This window comes from Bacillus cereus group sp. BcHK124 (assembly GCF_027712065.1).
Taxonomy (GTDB): Bacteria; Bacillota; Bacilli; order Bacillales; family Bacillaceae_G; genus Bacillus_A; species Bacillus_A pacificus.
Genome location: NZ_JAQFPJ010000001.1, coordinates 695,665 through 714,770, shown reverse-complemented (window position 1 = coordinate 714,770; position 19,106 = coordinate 695,665). Strand labels below are relative to the sequence as shown.

Sequence of the window (19,106 nt, the reverse complement as noted above, 5' to 3'; positions counted from 1 at the left end):
TTACTTTTCAACTTTTAACGTTTGTAAATATGCATTTAATGCATCAATTTGATCGTCTGTTAAGTTGCCATATTTACCAGTCATTTTATTTCCTGGTTTCATATTTTCAGGATCTTTCAGCCATTTTTTTAAGTTTTCTTCATTGTTTTCAGCAATGCCGGCAACTGTATCGCGATCCGCAAAGTTTGCTAAGTTTGGTGCGATACGAGCGGAAGGTGGTCTACTATCATTAGATCCAACTGCGTGACAACCAATACAGCTTTTATTAAATATTTCTTGGCCTTCTTGCGCCTTTGTTGAAGCTACTTCTTTCTTCCCATCAATTTTCTTCATATCAGCAAGCCACTTTTTGTACTCGCTTTCATCTAAAGCTTTCACTTTGAATTGCATTAAAGAATGTGATGGGCCGCAAAATTCTGTACAAAAACCATTATAAGTGCCCGATTTATCTGCCTTTAACCACATTTTGTTTACATTATCTGTATTTGTATCCATTTTCCCAGCTAAAGATGGAACCCAAAACGAATGTTTAATATCGGCACCCTTCAAATTCAAATACACTTTCTTACCTGTGGGGATGACTAAATCTTGAGAAGTTACTATCTTTTCTGATTTATAAGAAAATTCCCACCAATAAAGATTCGCTGTTACATCAACAACGATAGTATCTTTATCAATATTCTTTTTCTCCATCGCACTTACATCAGCAAGTTTGAATGTATATGTAACCGTCGGAACAGCTAAGATTAGCAAAAGAATAATCGGAATAACTGTCCATATAATTTCTAGTTTGTGATTCCCTTCAACTTGCTCCGGAATATAATCTTCCTGACCTTTCTTTTGTCGGAAACGCACAATTACATATAAGAAAATAATAGTAACTACTAGTACTACTCCTACCATGATTGCACTTGCTAGTAAGAGCAGATCGTATTGCATTTTTGCTACCTCTCCTTGCGGAATTAAAGTAGATTGAAAGGCTTTACCGCATCCCCCTAACAGTAAAGCCAGCAGTGAAACGAACGAAAGCAGTCGCCACTGTTTCTTCATACAAACAACCCCCACTTTCCTTGTGAATTAGATTGTACTTTATAGTTAAGTAAAGTAAATCTCAACGTAAAGAAATCCAATTATGTCGTTGTCTTAGAAGAATGTAACTACAATCATTGATACAAATAAGATTGTTAAATAATTTAGGGAATAAACAAACATTTGCACGGACCATTTGATGTCATCTTTCTTACGGAAGCCATAAAAACCTAAAACGATCCATCCGATGTTAAGCAGTGTTGCAATTACCATAAATGTTATCCCTAGTCCACTCATATAAAATGGTAGTGGTAATAAACATACTGTCCAAATCATAATTTGGCGTTTCGTAATTTCAAATCCATGAACTACAGGAAGCATTGGAATTCCTGCGTTTCGATATTCATCAACACGTTTCATTGCTAATGCAAGGAAATGTGGGATTTGCCAAATAAACATAATTAAAAATAACATCCAAGCAATTGGATGGCCTAAAGATGGATCGATTGCTGCCCATCCAATTAAAGGTGGAACTGCACCAGATATACTACCTACAACAGTATTTAGTGTATACTTTCTCTTTGTCCATAAACTATATAGAACAACATATGTGAAAGCACCAATAAATCCCATTAAGACTGCCATTGGTGTTGTTAATAATAAAAATACAAAACCAAGAAGTAATATAACTAGTCCAAATGTAAGTGCAAATCCTGGTTTATACTTTCCAGTAACCGTTGGACGGGTCTTTGTTCTTTCCATTAATGGATCGATGTCTCGATCAATGTAGTTGTTTAAACAACATACCCCTGCCATAACTAATCCAGAACCAACGATTGTAAAGAATAACTTATCCAGATTGTCCATTACACTTAATCCATTAAAGTGTAATGCCAACCAAAATCCTGTAAATACAGTAAGTGTATTTGAGTTTACAATCCCCATTTTAACGAGCGCTTTTAAATCTTGTAACCGAGTTGTTTCCGGTACGCTTGTAACAGCAGACTCATCATGCAGCTCACTTGTTGCATGGTTCATCACTTTAACCCCCTCTTAAAACTTTCATCTTTCTTTTTGCGCCTATTTCAAATTGAAATATTTCGCTTCTATATAGCAATATTATTACAGTAGAAACATTGTTAACCCATTCTACTACTAATCTACGCCCATACTCCAATATATTAAATCATATTTCCCGAACATTTTGTGAAGAAAACATGAACTTTTTGTGTCGAACATAAAAAACTTAATTGTTACTTATCCATATCATAACATGATGTTACCTTCTATAATAAACTTTTTTGTCATATTTAACACGTATTCTCCCCATTTCTTTTCAAAATAGCCTATTTTTCACCTAAAAATTTCCTTATAAACCTTATTTCCACACCCGTTTTCTCTTCCCTGTCTTCCCCCTCCATTTCTTTGCTATTTTATTATTTTTTATATATCATAGGAACTAGCGCGTTTTATTCTATACATAATGGAATGAAAATATTTCGCAATAACTTCATAGCAGAAAGATGGTGAAAGAGATTGCAACGCTTTATTAAATGGTTAGCAGTCATTACGAGTCTTGATTTATTAATAGTTTTATTAGGAGGCGCCTTAGTTACAAAAACAGGCTCTGGCCAAGGATGCGGTAAATCATGGCCACTTTGTAACGGTGAATTTGTTCCATCTAATTTATCAATGGAAACTATTATTGAACTAAGTCATCGCCTTACATCAGGATCAGCAGGAATTCTTGTCACTCTCCTTTGTATTTTGTCCTGGAAATATTATAAACATGTGCGCGAAACAAAAACGTTAGCAATTTTATCCTTCGTATTTTTAGTTGCACAAGCATTAATGGGAGCCGCAGCGGTTGTTTGGGGGCAAATGCCAGCTGTACTTGCTATCCATTTCGGTATTTCCTTAATTTCATTTGCTTCTGTCATTTTATTAACGTGTCTTATCTTTGAAATCGACCAAAAATTTGATGCACGTTCACTTATTATGGACAAAAAAATGAAATTTCATATTTATGGTGTAACAATTTACAGTTATATTGTCGTCTACACAGGGGCTTTAGTACGTCACGAACGAGCTAGCTTAGCCTGTCCAGACTTTCCTTTATGTAGCAAAAATAGACCTATGCCAACTCAATTACATGAATGGGTTCAAATGGGACATAGGGTTGCAGCGATGTTAATTTTCGCTTGGATACTATACGCGATGATTCTCGCTATCCGCCATTACAAACAGCAGCCTGTCGTATACTGGGGATGGATCATCTCATTTATCCTTGTTACACTTCAAGCTATCGTAGGAATTTTAGTCGTATTTACAAATGCTAGTTTATCAATGGCATTATTACATTCACTATTCATTTCTTGCTTGTTTGCTGTACTATGCTATTTAGTTATGTTAGGTACAAGAAGTAAAGTGAATGCAAAAGAAGCTGCATCAACTTCTAAACAAACAAAATAAATGAAAATACCTTGCCCGAATTGGCAAGGTATTTTTTCGTAATAAAAAAGAGCTGTGTTTCCACAACCCTTTTTTATTTTAGTGATCTAATTCAATGAGTAAGTCACCCGTTTGAATTGCATCTCCATCGTTAACATATACTTTTTTCACTTTACCATTAAACGGCGCTTGAACTGTCGTTTCCATTTTCATCGCTTCTGTAATTGCCATAGAATCGCCTTTTTTCACTTCATCGCCTTCTTTTACAACTACTTTAATAACCGTTCCTGGCATTGTTGCGCTAATGTGGTTTGGATTTTCACGGTTTCCTTTCACACGTTGTGCAACTGTCGCTTTCACACTTTCGTCTTTCACAACAATCTCACGTGGTTGACCGTTAAACTCCAAGTAAAGAACACGATTTCCATCTGGCTGAGGCTCTCCAATTGATACTAGTTTAACCATCAATGTTTTACCTTGTTCAATTTCCACATCGATTTCTTCACCAAGTCTCATACCATAGAAGAATGTCGGTGTATCAAGCACAGATACATTTCCATAAATCTCAGCAACTTTTTCGTAATCCATAAATACTTTTGGATATAATGCATATGCAACTACATCAAACATCGTCACTTCGCGTCCAAGTTTATGGAATAGCTCTTCTTTTAACGCGTCGAAATCTACTGGTTCTAATAATTCACCTGGTCTTACTGTTAATGGTTCTTTCCCTTTTAAAATAATTTCTTGTAACTTTTTCGGGAAACCACCATATGGTTGTCCTAAATCTCCAGAGAACATTTCAACAACAGATCCTGGGAAGTCCATAGAATGTCCACGCTCTAAAACATCTTGTTCTGTTAAGTGATTTTGAACCATGAATAATGCCATATCACCGACAACTTTAGATGATGGCGTTACTTTAACAATATCACCAAACATGTCATTCACACGGCGGTACATTACTTTCACTTCATCGAAACGATCGCCTAAGCCAACCGCTTTCGCTTGTTGTTGTAAATTACTATACTGTCCGCCTGGCATTTCGTGCATATATACCTCTGTATGAGGAGCATTCATACCACTTTCAAACGGTGCGTAGTATTTACGTACATCTTCCCAGTAATGAGATAATTTTTCTAATGAATCTATATTAACATCTGGCTGTCTTTCGTTTCCACCTAACGCATAGTATAGCGTGTTCGCACTTGGTTGTGACGTTTGACCAGCCATAGAACTTACTGCTACATCGACAATGTCAACACCTGCTTCAATTGCTTTCGTATACGTTAATATACCATTTCCACTCGTATCGTGTGTGTGCAGGTGAATCGGAATCGATACCGTCTCTTTTAATGCTGAAACTAAATCATATGCTGCATTTGGTTTTAGTAAGCCCGCCATATCTTTAATACCTAAAATGTGAGCTCCTGATGCTTCTAATTCTTTTGCTAAATTTTTATAGTAATTTAAATCATATTTACTACGTAACGGATCATGAATATCCCCTGTGTAACACATAGTTGCTTCTGCAATTTTACCAGTATCTCGTACAGCATCAATCGCAACTCTCATACCTTCTACCCAGTTTAAGCTATCAAAAATACGGAACACATCAATTCCAGCTTGAGCAGAACACTCCACAAACTTTTGAATTAAATTATCCGGATAGTTTTTGTAACCAACCGCGTTTGAAGAACGAAGTAACATTTGGAATAAAACATTTGGCATTTTTTCACGAAGATCTAGTAATCGTTCCCACGGATCTTCTTTTAAGAAACGATATGCAACATCAAACGTCGCACCGCCCCACATTTCTGCTGAGAATAAGTTCGGTAACATTCTCGCTGTCGGCTCTGCAATTTGGTGTAAATCTTTTGTACGAATACGCGTTGCAAGTAATGACTGATGCGCATCACGGAATGTTGTATCCGTTAAAAGTACACGTTTTTGATCTTGTACCCATTTTACTAATCCGTCTGCTCCACGCTCATCCAAAATTTGTTTCGTTCCATTTTGGATTGGCTCTGAGTGTAATACATTCGGTATACGAGCATCTGGGAAAATTGGTTTCTCTTTTTTCCCTACTCCTGGGAAGCCATTTACTGTTACTGTCCCGATGTAATTTAACATTTTCGTTCCTCGGTCTTTACGTTTCGAGAACAAGAATAGTTCAGGTGACGCATCAATAAATGAAGTGTCATATTCCCCTGATAAGAAGTTTTTATGTTTTACTACATTCTCTAGGAATGGAATATTCGTTTTAATACCACGAATACGGAATTCTTTTAAGTTACGTTCCATTTTTGCAGCAGCTTGTTCAAAAGTAAGCGCCCATGTTGTAACTTTTACAAGTAAAGAATCATAGTACGGTGTAATAACAGCACCTTGGAAACTATTACCTGTATCAAGACGAACTCCAAAGCCACCACCTGATCGATATGCCATAATTTTTCCTGTATCCGGCATGAAATTATTTAGTGGATCCTCAGTCGTTACTCGAGATTGTATTGCAAATCCATGTACAACAACTTCCTCTTGCTTTGGAACACCCACCAATTTGCTATGTAATGCATGTCCATCAGCTATTAAAATTTGTGATTGAACGATATCGACTCCTGTAATCATTTCTGTAATTGTATGTTCTACTTGAACACGCGGATTTACTTCAATGAAATAGAAATTATCATCTTTTACAAGAAATTCAACTGTTCCTGCGTTTAAATAATTTACATTTTTCGTTAATTTCACAGCAGCATCACAAATACGCTGACGCAAATCATCTGAAAGCGACACACTAGGTGCAATTTCTACTACTTTTTGATGACGACGTTGTACAGAACAGTCTCGCTCGTATAAATGAACAACATTGCCCTCTTCATCTGCTAAAATTTGAACTTCTATATGTTTAGGTTTTTCAACGAATTTTTCTACGTATACTTCATCATTACCAAAGGCTGCTTTCGCTTCTGACTTTGCTCGATTATACGATTCTCTTAATTCTTCACTAGTACGTACAATACGCATACCACGACCGCCACCGCCAAGGGAAGCTTTAATAATAATCGGGTAATCATACTTTTCAGCAAATTCTTCGACTTCTTCTAATGAATCTACTGGCCCATCACTACCAGGAATAACTGGAATTTGTGCTAGCTGCGCTTGTGTTCTTGCTTTTACTTTATCTCCAAACATATCTAAATGCTTACTTTTTGGACCGATAAAGATAATCCCTTCTTCTTCACAACGTTTTGCGAATTGAATATTTTCTGACAAGAAACCATATCCAGGGTGGATTGCATCTACATGATTACTTTTCGCAATCTCAATAATGCCCTCAATATCTAGATAAGCATCAATTGGCTTTTTTCCTTCCCCAACTAAATAGGATTCATCGGCTTTATAACGATGATAAGAACCACTATCCTCTTTAGAATAGATTGCAACTGTTTTTAATCCCAGTTCCGAACAAGCTCGAAACACACGAATTGCAATCTCTCCACGGTTAGCTACCAATACTTTTTGAATACGTTGCAGCTTTGTCATGATTTTCCCCCTCTACTTTCCTACCACTCTAGAGATAAAATATATACACACCATAAAGAGCGTGAAGTTCTTCACTTTCTACATTATATTATACTTAGAAAGCTTCACTTTATTTTTATCCATCATACCTTATTTTTTAACAAATGATAAGTTTTCTGAGCAATTTGTCTCACAAAAATAGTATAGCATACCTCTTCCTTATGTAACAACTTAATTGTATATCACATTAAAATAAATGTGATATACCCTTTAATGTTAAAGCTAATTATTACATCACATTTGACTTTTCTTAAAAATAAAAAACACATCGCGCTCTAAAGCACAATGTGTTTTTTATTTTACAACAACAAGACGTGGTCCATCTTGTTCTCTTTCTTTCATTTCCTCATTTTGCTGTTTCTCTTGTCGTTTCACATGACTAGCAATATTTAATAATATACCCATCGAGATCAGATTAGCCAACAAGGAACTACCGCCATAACTAATAAACGGTAAAGGTACTCCTGTAAGCGGTATTAATCCTGACATACCACCAACATTAACAAAAGTTTGTATGCCAATTAAACTTGCAATTCCGATTGCAATTAAACTTCCAAATGGATCTTTACATTTTTGTGCTACTCTAAACGAACGAATAATAATAAGTAATAAACAGATTAAAATGATAGCTACACCTATAAAACCTAGTTCTTCAGATATAATTGCCATAATGAAATCCGTTTGCGGCTCTGGTAAGTAGCCATACTTTTGTATACTATTCCCTAATCCTCTACCATTTAACCCACCTGAGGCAATTCCAATAAACGAATTAACTAATTGGAATCCATCATTTTGAGGATCGTTAAATGGATCAAGAAAAACTGAAAATCGAGCTTTTTGGTAAGCTTTCAATTTATAACTCCCAATAAAATACAATGCTGGAATCCATATGATAGAAGTTAAAAAGAATCTTTTTATCCACAAGTTAACATTAACTCCTGAGCAGAAGAACATAATTAACACTGTTCCACCTATTAATAGGTCAGTCCCTAAGTCCTTTTGTAATAAAATTAATACCATCGATCCACCGACAACAGCTATAGGGGGGATAATCCCTTGTAAAAAAGGAGTTTGCCTCTCTTGTTTCTTAGCAAAAAAACTTGCTAGCGTAATAATAACAGCTATTTTAGCAAACTCGGCAGGTTGTATACCTAGTATCCATCCTTTTGCACCATTGATTTCCTTACCGAAAAGATAGGCTGCTGCTAGTAAGACAAGACTCCCTAGCCCCATCGCAGCTAGAACCATTCCTTTCCTCCAAAATTTGTAAGGAATTATAACGACAATCACTAGTATTACCGTCCCAATAGCAAGGGCCAATAATTGTTTTTTAAAAAAGTAATCTGCTGGCCAGTTATATCTTGACGAAATCGCAACAATGGAACTAGAACTATATACCATTATAACTCCCAACACACATAAGATAACAAGAGGAAGTAATAATGAATAATCCATTGATTTCCATACTCTTTTCATTTCATTTCCTCTCTCTGTTTCAATTTAATTATTGTTGTATTCCATATGTACATTGATTCTTCCTGCTTTATTATACAAATAAAAAGCTCAAACTTTTTCAGTTTGAGCCCCCTTATTTGAACCCGTTATTGTTGTTTGTTTGTAAATGCTTCATGAAGTGCAGATAACTCACGTTCAAGCTCTCCTAACATTGCTTTCCCTTGTTCTTCTGAAATAAGACCAAGGCGAACTGCAAAATCGACTTCGCGGGATAGTCCAAACATTTGTGTGTCTAACACTTCTTCATATAATGGACATTGCGGCATTGTAAGATGGTCCATTTGCACCTTAATAAGTCTTAAAATCTTCTCCGCATCCGCTTGTAGAAGGGCTAGTGCCTTTTCCTGATGATTTGATACTGTCTCAGACGCCAAATTGATTCCCTCCGTTTCCGTCCTACTCTCTCCTATCTATTAATATTAGCGATAGTTTTAATAAATTGCAATAGAAACATTTTTTGTGACAATAGTGTCTAATACTATTATACTGAAAAGTGGGAGTATAACACAAATGGGGGAACAACAATGAGCGAAATTTTATTTATTAATGGAAAAGTTCGTTTTCCAATCACTATCGATCCAACCGTTTGGATCTTTGATGATCGAAAAGTAGATTTGACAACTTACTTTGATGAAACGAGAGAAAACACTTCAGAACTAGAAGCTTATTTAAAAAACACTTCGGAACATTGGGATCGCGAAATCCGTGATGGTGCTGCTTTCCCGCCGATACAACAAAGTGTAAAGAAATTTAAAAAAGAACAGCTAATTACTGGAACGTTCGGTATACCATTTCAACCTTTTCTTGCTAACGCCGAAATTTCAGATGACGCTACGCAAGTCGAGATCGAAACAGTAGATGATACAATAACGCTTCCATTAGAAACTGTCAAACATGCTATTCTTGGTTTTTCAAAAGAAGGAAAACCATTAAAAGAAGATGGACCTGTTCATTTATATTACAATGATGGATCTAATAGACAAAATCCAATCCGTAACATCCGCAAATTTACAATTATTTAAAGAAAAGGAGTGAGCTTCAGCTCACTCCTTTTTATAATAAATCTGCTGCTAGTTGAGCTAAATTAGATCGCTCCCCTTTTACAAATTTCACATGACCACTAATACGTTGCTCTTTAAATTTCTCTACAACATATGTTAAACCGTTATTATACTCATCCAAATACGGATGATCAATTTGCTGAGGATCTCCCATTAATACGATTTTACTTTTTTCTCCTACCCTCGTTAGTATCGTTTTCACTTCATGCTTCGTTAAATTTTGTGCTTCGTCAATTATAATGAATTGATCTGGAATACTTCTCCCGCGTATATACGTAAGAGCTTCTACTTCTATCGAACCCATTCCAGCTAAAATAGCATCTAACTCTCCTGGTTTTTTCGTATTAAATAAATACTCTAGATTATCAAAAATCGGTTGCATCCACGGTCTTAACTTTTCTTCTTTTTCTCCCGGTAAATAACCGATATCTTTCCCAACTGGAACAATTGGCCGTGCAACGAGTAGTTTTTTGTATAACCCTAAATCTTCCGTTTGCATGAGCCCCGAAGCTAAAGCTAGTAATGTCTTTCCTGTACCAGCTTTCCCTGTTAGCGTGACTAGCGGAATATCTTCACGAAGCAACAATTCTAATCCCATAATTTGCTGCACATTTCGTGGTCGTATTCCCCATACTTGTTCATTATGAAAAATAAGTTTCTTTACCTTCTTACCTAAATGATCCACAATACCTAGTGCTGAACTAGATCCACCTAACGCATCTTTCATTACTACAAACTGATTTGGATAAAAAGGATGATTTGCAATTTCGGATAAAGGCAATTCGCCTTTTTCATAAAAATAATCCAATTGTTCTTTTGATATATATCCTTCTAAAAATCCTGAATATATATTTTCCACTTCAATAACCCGATCACTTAAATAATCTTCCGCCTTTAAACCTATTGCATCTGCTTTTACCCTTACGAGCACGTCTTTACTTACTAAAATAACAGACTTCCCGTCCTCTTTTTCTTGTTCTTCTAAAGATAGATTTTTTGCTACAGCTAAAATTCGATTATCATTTGTTTTTTCTACAAAAATATCTTGTAGTTGGACAAACGAACGATGATTTAATTCAATACGAAATGTACCGCCGTTTTCTAGCGGAATACTTTCATGCAGTTTTCCTATTTCACGAAATTTGTCTATTAACTTAGATACATAACGAGCGTTTCGTCCTACTTCATCCATATAACGTTTTTTCGAATCAACCTCTTCTAATACAACTGCTGGAATCACTACTTCATTGGTTTCAAATGAAAAAATAGATAAAGGATCCTGCAAAAGTACATTCGTATCTAACACATAAATTTTATCCAACCTGTTACCCCCTGACTCCACTTTTAAATTTGTAGAACAAGGGTTTCATCCATAAAATATGGACGAACCATTGTTATAATTATATGTACCGTATAAACGAGGTAGAATCGAAATTTATAGCCATTAAACCTTTTATTTATTTTTTATTCATTTCTATTCAATATATTACTTTTAATTATAATTATTAACATAAAATCACAATAAGTAATTACAAAAGTTAATAACTGACTTTCTTATTTATCACATTTATAATTCTTTCATTCCTGCTAACACCTGGTTATCGAGCTTTTTAGCTGCACGAAGATCATACGTTTTTTCATATGTTGGTTCAATTGCAAGTTTTGCACCATAAAACATAACATCACGTACTTCTTGTACATTTACTTCTATTACAGTCAATTTTAAAGGAATGCCTTCCATTCTATCAGTCAAAATTTCACCTGCACCACTTATGGAAAATACGGATTCATTCGCCATTATAGTCAATACCACTCCAGTACTATGTCTTATATTTTCCACAATACGTGAACGTTGATCTACTGCAAATCGAATACTAGTTTTACTCACTGCATACACCCAAGAAATAGCACTTACGTTAGGAACTTGTTTTTCAAAATCTGTTGTTGCTACCATAACAATACACTCTTTACGTAACGTTTGTACTAAATCATCCGTTAATGTGGGCTCTACTACATTCGCCATATTTCCACCTCCAAATATACTTCATATATCCTTATCATAACCTATTTTTTGAATTGCGAAAATATTATTTTTTCCCGCTATTATTCAAAAACATTACACTTCCATGATATACTTATACTGATAGAATTCGTATTGAGGTGACGAAATGAGAGTCAAATGTATGATTTGTGATAAAAAAGATATGTTAGATGATGAAAATCCTATGGCAAAAAAACTGCGTAATCGCCCTATTCATACATATATGTGCATGGAATGTTCGGAACGAATTGCTGAACGTACGATGGAACGTCATGCAAGTGGTAATTTTCGATTATATCGTGATAAAAAAGTCGAAGACGATTGGTAAAATATAAATAAGTCCTTTATCAATATGATAAAGGACTTATTTATATTTTTCAGGTTCGCGATTCATTTGATCCAAAAAACAATCAATAGCTTCTAATGGAAACCTTGCAGATTTTCTTTCTCCATTTATTTCATATGTAACTACATACATTTCCTCGTTCTTCTTAACTTCCACATTTCTCAATTTATGTTCTTCATATATCATATTTTGAAATAACAAATACGTTTCTTTTGCAGCACTATCATCCGGACGTGCTTCGGCAACTGTTTTAATTGTTAACCAATTATATAACGCATCTTGTACGGAACGCATAAAGCTTCCCCCCTCATCCTGCTTTTTGTTGTCTTGCTTGACGTAATCTCAACCTATAAATCCCAAGTACAATTGCTGCTACAACAAGCCCCTCTCCAACAGGTAAAAAAACTGCAAAGAAAGTTAACACTGTACACCCAATCGCTAACGATATATATATCACTATATTTTTTATTATAGATAGCTTTCTTGCAAAACCTAAATTATACACAAGTGCACTTAATATAATAATGACGCCATACAGTAACCACATCCCTAGTTCTGGATTTTCATCAACTTTACATAACTTCGCAAAAAACGACATTCTTTCTAACACTATTTATCCCCCTTCCTCATAAATCAAACCATTTTTCTTTATGTACTTAATACAAGAGTAACCTGTGAAAAAAATACTGTCCACAAAAAGAGTAAATATTCTAAAAAAATAAACATAAAAAAAAACAGCTACCTTAATTAAAGGTAGCTGTTTTACTATTTTACGCTTCTACAGATTTCTTTTTCTTAGCAGCTCTTTCACGTTCGCTCTTATCAAGAATCTTTTTACGTAAACGAATGGATTCTGGAGTTACTTCACAGAACTCGTCATCGTTTAAGTACTCTAATGATTCTTCTAAAGTCATTAAGCGTGGTTTTTTCATTGTTGAAGTTTGATCTTTCGTCGCAGAACGAATGTTAGTTTGTTGTTTCATTTTCACAACGTTAACTGTTAAGTCATTCTCACGAGTGTGTTCTCCGACAATCATACCAGCATATACTTCTGTACCTGGTTCAACGAAGATTACACCACGATCTTCAACTTGCATAATACCGTATTGTGATGCTTTTCCTGTTTCAAGTGAAACTAGAACACCTTGACGACGTCCACCAACTTGTCCAGCGTGTACTGGTTGGTAGCAATCGAATGTATGGTTTAAAATACCATAACCACGAGTTAATGTTAAGAATTCTGTTGTGTAACCAATTAAACCACGTGCTGGAACCATGAAAGTAAGGCGAACTTGACCGTTTCCGTTATTCACCATATCTAACATTTCACCTTTACGTGCACCCATAGATTCCATAATAGAACCAGTGTATTCTTCAGGTACATCGATTTGTACACGCTCTACAGGCTCACATCTTACGCCATCAACTTCTTTAATAATTACTTCTGGCTTAGATACTTGTAGTTCATAACCTTCACGACGCATGTTTTCAATTAAGATAGATAAATGTAGTTCCCCACGTCCAGATACAATCCATGCATCAGGAGACTCTGTATTATCTACACGTAAACTTACATCTGTTTCTAATTGTGAACGAAGACGCTCTTCAATTTTACGAGATGTAATGTATTTACCTTCACGACCTGCAAATGGACTGTTATTTACAAGGAACGTCATTTGTAGTGTTGGCTCATCAATACGTAATAATGGTAACGCATCTTGATGTTCAACTGGACATACTGTTTCACCAACGTTAATGTCTTCCATACCAGAAACAGCTACTAAGTCTCCAGCTTTTGCTTCTTCAATTTCTTGACGTTTTAATCCCATGTAACCAAATAATTTTGTTACGCGGAATTGTTTTACGCTTCCGTCTACTTTCATTAAAGCAACTTGTTGTCCAACCTTCATTGTACCGCGGAATACGCGTCCAACTCCAATACGTCCAACATAGTCGTTGTAATCAAGAAGTGCTACTTGGAATTGAAGTGGCTCTTCGCTGTTATCAATTGGTGCAGGAATATGTTCAATAATTGTATCAAATAATGATTTCATATTCTCTTCTTGATTTGCTGGGTTTGAATCTAAGCTTGCTGTTCCGTTCATTGCTGATGCAAATACAACTGGGAACTCTAATTGATCTTCGTTTGCACCAAGTTCGATGAATAAGTCGATTACTTCATCAACTACTTCATCAGGGCGAGCGAAGTCACGGTCAATTTTATTTACAACTACGATTGGAGTTAAGTTTTGCTCAAGAGCTTTCTTTAAAACAAATCGTGTTTGTGGCATACAACCTTCATATGCATCAACAACAAGTAAAACACCATCAACCATTTTCATAATACGTTCTACTTCTCCACCGAAGTCAGCGTGACCTGGTGTATCTAAAATGTTAATTCTTTTATCTTCATAGTGAATCGCAGTATTTTTCGCTAAAATTGTAATACCGCGCTCTCTTTCTAGATCATTTGAATCCATTGCGCGCTCTTCAACGTGTTCGTTCGCACGGAAAGTCCCCGCTTGACGTAATAACTGGTCAACAAGTGTTGTTTTACCATGGTCAACGTGGGCAATAATTGCTATATTACGTAAATCTTGTCGTTTTTTCAACATGTCCAACTCCTAATGTCTTTTTAATCCTTCTCTATTATAAGAGCGAAGGGGATACAATAGCAATTAAAATAAAATCAAGAATGAAAATATAGTTGTATTCTTACTTTTGTGAAAGTAAAATGAGATTGGAGGGTGAAGAAATGGAACACATTCAATATCGCTTTTTATTAACTGCAATTATCGGTGTTATTTTCTTAATCGGTATCGGCATTATGATTGCTGAAAATAGTCCAATCGGTATTATTATTTGCATTATCGGCACATTTGTTACAGTTGGATACGGTTTTGTAACAAAAAGAAAAATGCGTAAATCGCAATAACGTCAAAAAGTAAGAAGCCTGTATACAGCCTCTTACTTTTTTTGTTACTTGGATATAAACGATAACACTTCTTCATACACCCCTGGCTTCGCAACTAATACGCTACTCTTCTCTACGATAGAAAGTGGCGCTCCGGAGAATGTTGTTACCTTGCCTCCAACTTCCTCTACAATTATCTGTCCCCCACCAAAGTCCCATGGTGATAATCTAGGCGTTACATATGCATCGATTCTTCCAGTTGCAACGTATACCATCTCTAATGCTGCACAGCCATATGATCTCGTGCCTCTTGCTTTCTTAACAAGTGCCATCATACTTTCCATATTAAGCAATGGATTGTCGGTAAGCCATATCGCATTTAAAGCTACAATACCTTGCTCTACAGTACCTTTTTGTAATAAAGGTATTGGTACTTCATTACAAAATGCTCCAGCCCCTTTTAACGCATGATATAATTCATCATGAACTGGATCATAAATAAGTCCAATCTTTCCGATACCGTTCTCATAAATTCCAATTGAAATTGCAAAATTTCTTTTTTGGTGAACAAAGTTCATCGTGCCGTCAATTGGATCAATTAACCAAACAACCCCGTCAGAAGAAGTTACCTCGTCTCCATAGCCCTCTTCACCTAAAATATGATGATGTGGGAATGTTTCTTTAATTTTCCCAATTAAAAACTGCTCTATTTCTCGGTCCATATTTGTTACTAAATCAGCTGCATTTGATTTTGTTTCTATAATAAGTGCTTTTTTCATTGATGCCATTAAACGCTCTCCCGCATCCCGAATCCACTGTTTGGCGTGTGCATCGATGTCTTTCCATACTTCTTGCATGTTTAAACACTCCGATCTATACTGTTCACAGAAAAAACGAACCCTTTATAAGGTTCGCACCAACTAATTTTTTATACATATACTATTATTACGCTTCTAAACGAATCATTTCAAGTCTTAACACTTCTAACTTTTGTACACACTCTTCTTTTTTCTGTTTATCATTTTCCATCATCGCATCATATAAAGTCGCTAATTCATAATCTAGCTCCAAACGTAGCACCGGTATTCTCTTTTCAGCATCTGTTCTCTTTAACGCATTAATCACCTGTCTCATATTATTTGCCTCCTCCCAATATTCGTCTGCCCTCGGACTAGAATTGATTCAATTTTCTGATTTTTTGTTTTATACTATACTATGTTGGATAAATCATCTATGCAACAAAATTATATTTTTTTATTTAAATTTTTTTGTGCTGTTTTTTTTATGAATAGTACAAGCTATGCTAAAATAAAAGCAAAATAGGAGTTGGAGGAACAATCATGACACTACAAACATTCAAATCAACTGATTTTGAGGTCTTTACAGTTGATGGTCTCGAAGAACGAATGAGTGCAATTAAAACGAACATTCATCCTAAGCTAGAAGCTTTAGGGGAACAGTTTGCAGCGTATTTATCCAAACAAACTGATGAGAACTTTTTTTATCATGTAGCAAAACACGCACGTCGCAAAGTCAATCCACCAAACGATACTTGGGTTGCTTTTTCAACAAATAAACGCGGATATAAAATGCTACCACATTTCCAAATTGGATTATGGGGTACTCATGCCTTCATATACTTTGGTTTAATCTATGAGTGTCCACAAAAAGTGGAGACGGCTCACGCCTTCTTAGAACATATAAATGATTTAAAAACAAATATTCCAAATGACTTCGTTTGGTCCATTGACCATACTAAACCAAGTGTAAAATTACATAAAACACTTGAAACAAATGATTTACAAAAGATGATTGAACGTCTAGCTACTGTGAAAAAAGCAGAATTATTAGTTGGTATTCATATATCACCAGAGGAGTTTTCAGCAATGACCAACGAACAATTCCTTGCTAAGATTGAATCTACGATGCAATCACTCCTTCCTTTATATGCACTTTGTAATCGATAGTAGAAAACGGACAATTTATATTGTCCGTTTTTAGTTGTTATCACATTATATCACTTCAGTTTTTATTTTTCAAAATATTTTTTACATTTTCACAAGCTTTTCTTCTTCAATTTCTTTAGCCTTCTGAATCGCACGGTATATAGAATATCCACTTACTTCTTGAAACTCTTTATCAATTTTCTTTTCTTCTGCTTTCGATGGAACAATCTCTTTAAAACGACGATATAAACCCATTAATTCTTCTCTTACAATTCCTTTTTCATATGCTTTCTCAATCGCTTCATAAAACTTCACAATTGTAACCATTTCCTCATTTGACCAATCATAATCTAACGGATATTGATATTCCATTTCGCACCTCATTTATCATTTCTTCTTATTTCAATACGCTATCTTAAAGTGATTTTTTCTACTTCACTATAGCCACTTTGCATTATACACTATTTATTCATTTTAATGGAATTGCCTTCCACTAGAAGTTAGTAGGAAGCTACTATTTAACATACTCACCGTAAAAATATTTTTTGCTATACATCTATAATTATTGGTGATATAATGCTTTTGTTTTATAGAAAATAAAGTGAAGCTCCCATCTCAAAAAAGCTTTTGTGAATGGCAGAAAAACAAGTCTCATTCTAAAAAAGAACGTAACTTTTTTAGAACAAGATTATATAAAACAAACTCTAATAAATATTAAAAAAAGAAGGGGTGTATAGATTGTCCCAATACGAAACACCATTGTTTACCGCTTTAGTTGAGCACAGTAAGCGAAATCCAATTCAATTCCATATTCCAGGGCATAAAAAAGGACAGGGCATGGATCCTGAATTTCGCGAATTTATTGGGCATAATGCATTAGCAATTGATTTAATTAATATTGCGCCGCTCGATGATTTACATCATCCAAAAGGTATGATTAAAGAAGCACAGGATTTAGCAGCCGCTGCATTTGGTGCGGATCATACTTTCTTTTCTATTCAAGGTACAAGTGGCGCAATTATGACAATGGTGATGAGCGTTTGCGGTCCTGGTGACAAAATACTAGTACCACGAAACGTGCATAAATCAGTAATGTCAGCTATTATTTTCTCAGGTGCAAAACCTATTTTCATGCATCCTGAAATTGATCCAAAACTTGGTATTTCACATGGAATCACAATTCAATCTGTCAAAAAGGCACTTGAAGAGCACTCAGATGCGAAAGGCCTACTTGTTATTAACCCAACATACTTTGGCTTTGCTGCGGACTTAGAACAGATTGTACAATTAGCACATTCTTACGATATCCCTGTACTCGTTGATGAGGCTCATGGTGTTCATATTCATTTTCACGATGAACTGCCGATGTCAGCGATGCAAGCCGGTGCAGATATGGCAGCAACAAGTGTTCACAAATTAGGTGGATCTTTAACGCAAAGTTCTATTCTTAATGTAAAAGAAGGCCTTGTGAACGTAAAACATGTTCAATCTATTATTAGCATGCTTACGACTACATCAACGTCTTACATCTTGTTAGCCTCCCTAGATGTTGCTAGAAAACGTCTTGCTACAGAAGGAACGGCACTCATAGAACAAACAATACAATTAGCGGAACAAGTTCGTGATGCTATAAATGATATCGAACATCTTTACTGTCCAGGGAAAGAAATGCTAGGTACGGATGCTACTTTTAACTATGATCCTACAAAGATAATTGTATCTGTAAAAGATTTAGGTATTACAGGCCATCAGGCTGAAGTATGGCTTAGAGAGCAATATAACATTGAAGTAGAGCTCTCAGATTTATACAACATACTATGTCTTGTCACTTTTGGGGATACAGAAAGTGAGACAAATACACTTATTGCAGCATTACAAGATTTATCAGCAACATTTAAAAATAAAGCTGATAAAGGTGTTCAAGTGCAAGTAGAAATTCCAGAAATACCTGTTTTAGCACTTTCTCCTCGAGATGCTTTTTATTCGGAAACAGAAGTCATCCCATTTGAAAATGCAGCAGGTCGTATTATAGCTGATTTCGTTATGGTTTATCCGCCAGGGATTCCAATCTTTACTCCGGGGGAAATTATTACACAAGATAACTTAGAGTATATTCGTAAAAACTTAGAAGCAGGTTTACCTGTACAAGGTCCTGAAGATATGACATTACAAACATTACGCGTGATTAAAGAGTACAAGCCTATCAGTTGATAGGCTT

The 19,106-nt window shown here is 35.4% G+C and carries 19 protein-coding genes; 6 read left to right on the top strand and 13 right to left on the bottom strand.

Annotated features, from left to right (window positions below; translation table 11 throughout):
- Entirely contained in the window at positions 1–1,050 is a 1,050-nt protein-coding gene (gene coxB / locus PDK19_RS03955) for a cytochrome c oxidase subunit II (protein ID WP_000745271.1), read from the bottom strand.
- A gap of 93 nt (positions 1,051–1,143) precedes the next feature.
- The gene (ctaB, locus tag PDK19_RS03950) at positions 1,144–2,067 is read right to left on the bottom strand and encodes a protoheme IX farnesyltransferase (RefSeq protein WP_001015058.1); all 924 of its coding nucleotides are present in this window, start codon (positions 2,065–2,067) and stop codon (positions 1,144–1,146) included.
- Between the two features lie 498 nt (positions 2,068–2,565).
- Here ctaB and ctaA point away from each other — a divergent pair, with 498 nt between their 5' ends.
- The gene (gene ctaA, locus PDK19_RS03945; protein ID WP_001188737.1) at positions 2,566–3,501 is read left to right on the top strand and encodes a heme A synthase; all 936 of its coding nucleotides are present in this window, start codon (positions 2,566–2,568) and stop codon (positions 3,499–3,501) included.
- 78 nt (positions 3,502–3,579) lie between these two features.
- Here the strand turns inward: ctaA and pyc are convergent, their stop codons facing one another.
- From pyc to PDK19_RS03930, 3 genes are all read right to left on the bottom strand, one after another.
- Positions 3,580–7,026 carry a pyruvate carboxylase gene (gene pyc, locus PDK19_RS03940; RefSeq protein WP_000164051.1) on the bottom strand — a complete coding sequence of 1,149 codons (3,447 nt, stop codon included), beginning with the start codon at positions 7,024–7,026 and terminating at the stop codon, positions 3,580–3,582.
- A gap of 333 nt (positions 7,027–7,359) precedes the next feature.
- Positions 7,360–8,541 (bottom strand): putative lipid II flippase FtsW, encoded by a 1,182-nt coding sequence (gene ftsW, locus PDK19_RS03935; protein WP_000832785.1) that lies wholly within the window; start codon positions 8,539–8,541, stop codon positions 7,360–7,362.
- A gap of 125 nt (positions 8,542–8,666) precedes the next feature.
- Positions 8,667–8,954 (bottom strand): YlaN family protein, encoded by a 288-nt coding sequence (locus PDK19_RS03930; protein WP_000135697.1) that lies wholly within the window; start codon positions 8,952–8,954, stop codon positions 8,667–8,669.
- A gap of 150 nt (positions 8,955–9,104) precedes the next feature.
- On the opposite strand from PDK19_RS03930, the gene PDK19_RS03925 reads away from it, so the two are divergent.
- Positions 9,105–9,602: a hypothetical protein gene (locus PDK19_RS03925; protein WP_001289788.1), complete on the top strand. Its 498-nt coding sequence runs from the start codon at positions 9,105–9,107 to the stop codon at positions 9,600–9,602.
- A 31-nt stretch (positions 9,603–9,633) separates the two neighbouring features.
- On the opposite strand, the gene PDK19_RS03920 is transcribed toward PDK19_RS03925, so the two are convergent.
- Together PDK19_RS03920 and PDK19_RS03915 are read right to left on the bottom strand one after the other, a co-directional pair.
- Positions 9,634–10,962 (bottom strand): PhoH family protein, encoded by a 1,329-nt coding sequence (locus PDK19_RS03920; protein WP_000358083.1) that lies wholly within the window; start codon positions 10,960–10,962, stop codon positions 9,634–9,636.
- A 246-nt stretch (positions 10,963–11,208) separates the two neighbouring features.
- Positions 11,209–11,664: a pyridoxamine 5'-phosphate oxidase family protein gene (locus PDK19_RS03915; RefSeq protein WP_000024588.1), complete on the bottom strand. Its 456-nt coding sequence runs from the start codon at positions 11,662–11,664 to the stop codon at positions 11,209–11,211.
- A 145-nt stretch (positions 11,665–11,809) separates the two neighbouring features.
- On the opposite strand from PDK19_RS03915, the gene PDK19_RS03910 reads away from it, so the two are divergent.
- Positions 11,810–12,010: a YlaI family protein gene (locus PDK19_RS03910; RefSeq protein WP_001995040.1), complete on the top strand. Its 201-nt coding sequence runs from the start codon at positions 11,810–11,812 to the stop codon at positions 12,008–12,010.
- A gap of 36 nt (positions 12,011–12,046) precedes the next feature.
- Here PDK19_RS03910 and PDK19_RS03905 read toward each other — a convergent pair whose 3' ends face one another.
- From PDK19_RS03905 to typA, 3 genes are all read right to left on the bottom strand, one after another.
- Positions 12,047–12,322 (bottom strand): hypothetical protein, encoded by a 276-nt coding sequence (locus tag PDK19_RS03905; protein ID WP_001258149.1) that lies wholly within the window; start codon positions 12,320–12,322, stop codon positions 12,047–12,049.
- 13 nt (positions 12,323–12,335) lie between these two features.
- Complete coding sequence (locus tag PDK19_RS03900; RefSeq protein ID WP_000893666.1) at positions 12,336–12,638, bottom strand: YlaH-like family protein; 303 nt, start codon at positions 12,636–12,638, stop codon at positions 12,336–12,338.
- 160 nt (positions 12,639–12,798) lie between these two features.
- The gene (gene typA / locus PDK19_RS03895) at positions 12,799–14,643 is read right to left on the bottom strand and encodes a translational GTPase TypA (protein WP_000914763.1); all 1,845 of its coding nucleotides are present in this window, start codon (positions 14,641–14,643) and stop codon (positions 12,799–12,801) included.
- Between the two features lie 140 nt (positions 14,644–14,783).
- Between typA and PDK19_RS03890 the strand changes: the two genes are divergently transcribed.
- The gene (locus tag PDK19_RS03890; protein ID WP_000400127.1) at positions 14,784–14,963 is read left to right on the top strand and encodes a DUF5325 family protein; all 180 of its coding nucleotides are present in this window, start codon (positions 14,784–14,786) and stop codon (positions 14,961–14,963) included.
- A 44-nt stretch (positions 14,964–15,007) separates the two neighbouring features.
- On the opposite strand, the gene PDK19_RS03885 is transcribed toward PDK19_RS03890, so the two are convergent.
- A complete protein-coding gene (locus PDK19_RS03885) occupies positions 15,008–15,799 on the bottom strand; it encodes an inositol monophosphatase family protein (RefSeq protein WP_001158698.1) in 792 nt (263 codons plus the stop codon).
- Positions 15,800–15,887: 88 nt separating this feature from the next.
- Positions 15,888–16,076 (bottom strand): hypothetical protein, encoded by a 189-nt coding sequence (locus PDK19_RS03880; protein WP_001250168.1) that lies wholly within the window; start codon positions 16,074–16,076, stop codon positions 15,888–15,890.
- A 206-nt stretch (positions 16,077–16,282) separates the two neighbouring features.
- On the opposite strand from PDK19_RS03880, the gene PDK19_RS03875 reads away from it, so the two are divergent.
- Complete coding sequence (locus PDK19_RS03875) at positions 16,283–16,909, top strand: YktB family protein (RefSeq protein ID WP_000175082.1); 627 nt, start codon at positions 16,283–16,285, stop codon at positions 16,907–16,909.
- A gap of 81 nt (positions 16,910–16,990) precedes the next feature.
- Here the strand turns inward: PDK19_RS03875 and PDK19_RS03870 are convergent, their stop codons facing one another.
- Positions 16,991–17,260: a UPF0223 family protein gene (locus tag PDK19_RS03870; RefSeq protein WP_000456556.1), complete on the bottom strand. Its 270-nt coding sequence runs from the start codon at positions 17,258–17,260 to the stop codon at positions 16,991–16,993.
- 366 nt (positions 17,261–17,626) lie between these two features.
- Here PDK19_RS03870 and speA point away from each other — a divergent pair, with 366 nt between their 5' ends.
- Positions 17,627–19,099 carry an arginine decarboxylase gene (gene speA / locus PDK19_RS03865; RefSeq protein ID WP_000084887.1) on the top strand — a complete coding sequence of 491 codons (1,473 nt, stop codon included), beginning with the start codon at positions 17,627–17,629 and terminating at the stop codon, positions 19,097–19,099.
- Positions 19,100–19,106 lie beyond the last annotated feature (7 nt).

Excerpts from the sequence above, each read along its gene's own strand:
- PDK19_RS03910 (WP_001995040.1), top strand. The coding sequence starts at position 11,810 with ATGAGAGTCAAATGTATGATTTGTGATAAAAAAGATATGTTAGATGAT.
- PDK19_RS03915 (WP_000024588.1), bottom strand. The coding sequence starts at position 11,664 with ATGGCGAATGTAGTAGAGCCCACATTAACGGATGATTTAGTACAAACG.
- ftsW (WP_000832785.1), bottom strand. The coding sequence starts at position 8,541 with ATGAAAAGAGTATGGAAATCAATGGATTATTCATTATTACTTCCTCTT.
- coxB (WP_000745271.1), bottom strand. The coding sequence starts at position 1,050 with ATGAAGAAACAGTGGCGACTGCTTTCGTTCGTTTCACTGCTGGCTTTA.
- ctaB (WP_001015058.1), bottom strand. The coding sequence starts at position 2,067 with ATGAACCATGCAACAAGTGAGCTGCATGATGAGTCTGCTGTTACAAGC.
- pyc (WP_000164051.1), bottom strand. The coding sequence starts at position 7,026 with ATGACAAAGCTGCAACGTATTCAAAAAGTATTGGTAGCTAACCGTGGA.
- PDK19_RS03885 (WP_001158698.1), bottom strand. The coding sequence starts at position 15,799 with ATGCAAGAAGTATGGAAAGACATCGATGCACACGCCAAACAGTGGATT.
- PDK19_RS03875 (WP_000175082.1), top strand. The coding sequence starts at position 16,283 with ATGACACTACAAACATTCAAATCAACTGATTTTGAGGTCTTTACAGTT.
- PDK19_RS03880 (WP_001250168.1), bottom strand. The coding sequence starts at position 16,076 with ATGAGACAGGTGATTAATGCGTTAAAGAGAACAGATGCTGAAAAGAGA.
- typA (WP_000914763.1), bottom strand. The coding sequence starts at position 14,643 with ATGTTGAAAAAACGACAAGATTTACGTAATATAGCAATTATTGCCCAC.
- PDK19_RS03905 (WP_001258149.1), bottom strand. The coding sequence starts at position 12,322 with ATGCGTTCCGTACAAGATGCGTTATATAATTGGTTAACAATTAAAACA.
- PDK19_RS03870 (WP_000456556.1), bottom strand. The coding sequence starts at position 17,260 with ATGGAATATCAATATCCGTTAGATTATGATTGGTCAAATGAGGAAATG.
- PDK19_RS03925 (WP_001289788.1), top strand. The coding sequence starts at position 9,105 with ATGAGCGAAATTTTATTTATTAATGGAAAAGTTCGTTTTCCAATCACT.
- PDK19_RS03890 (WP_000400127.1), top strand. The coding sequence starts at position 14,784 with ATGGAACACATTCAATATCGCTTTTTATTAACTGCAATTATCGGTGTT.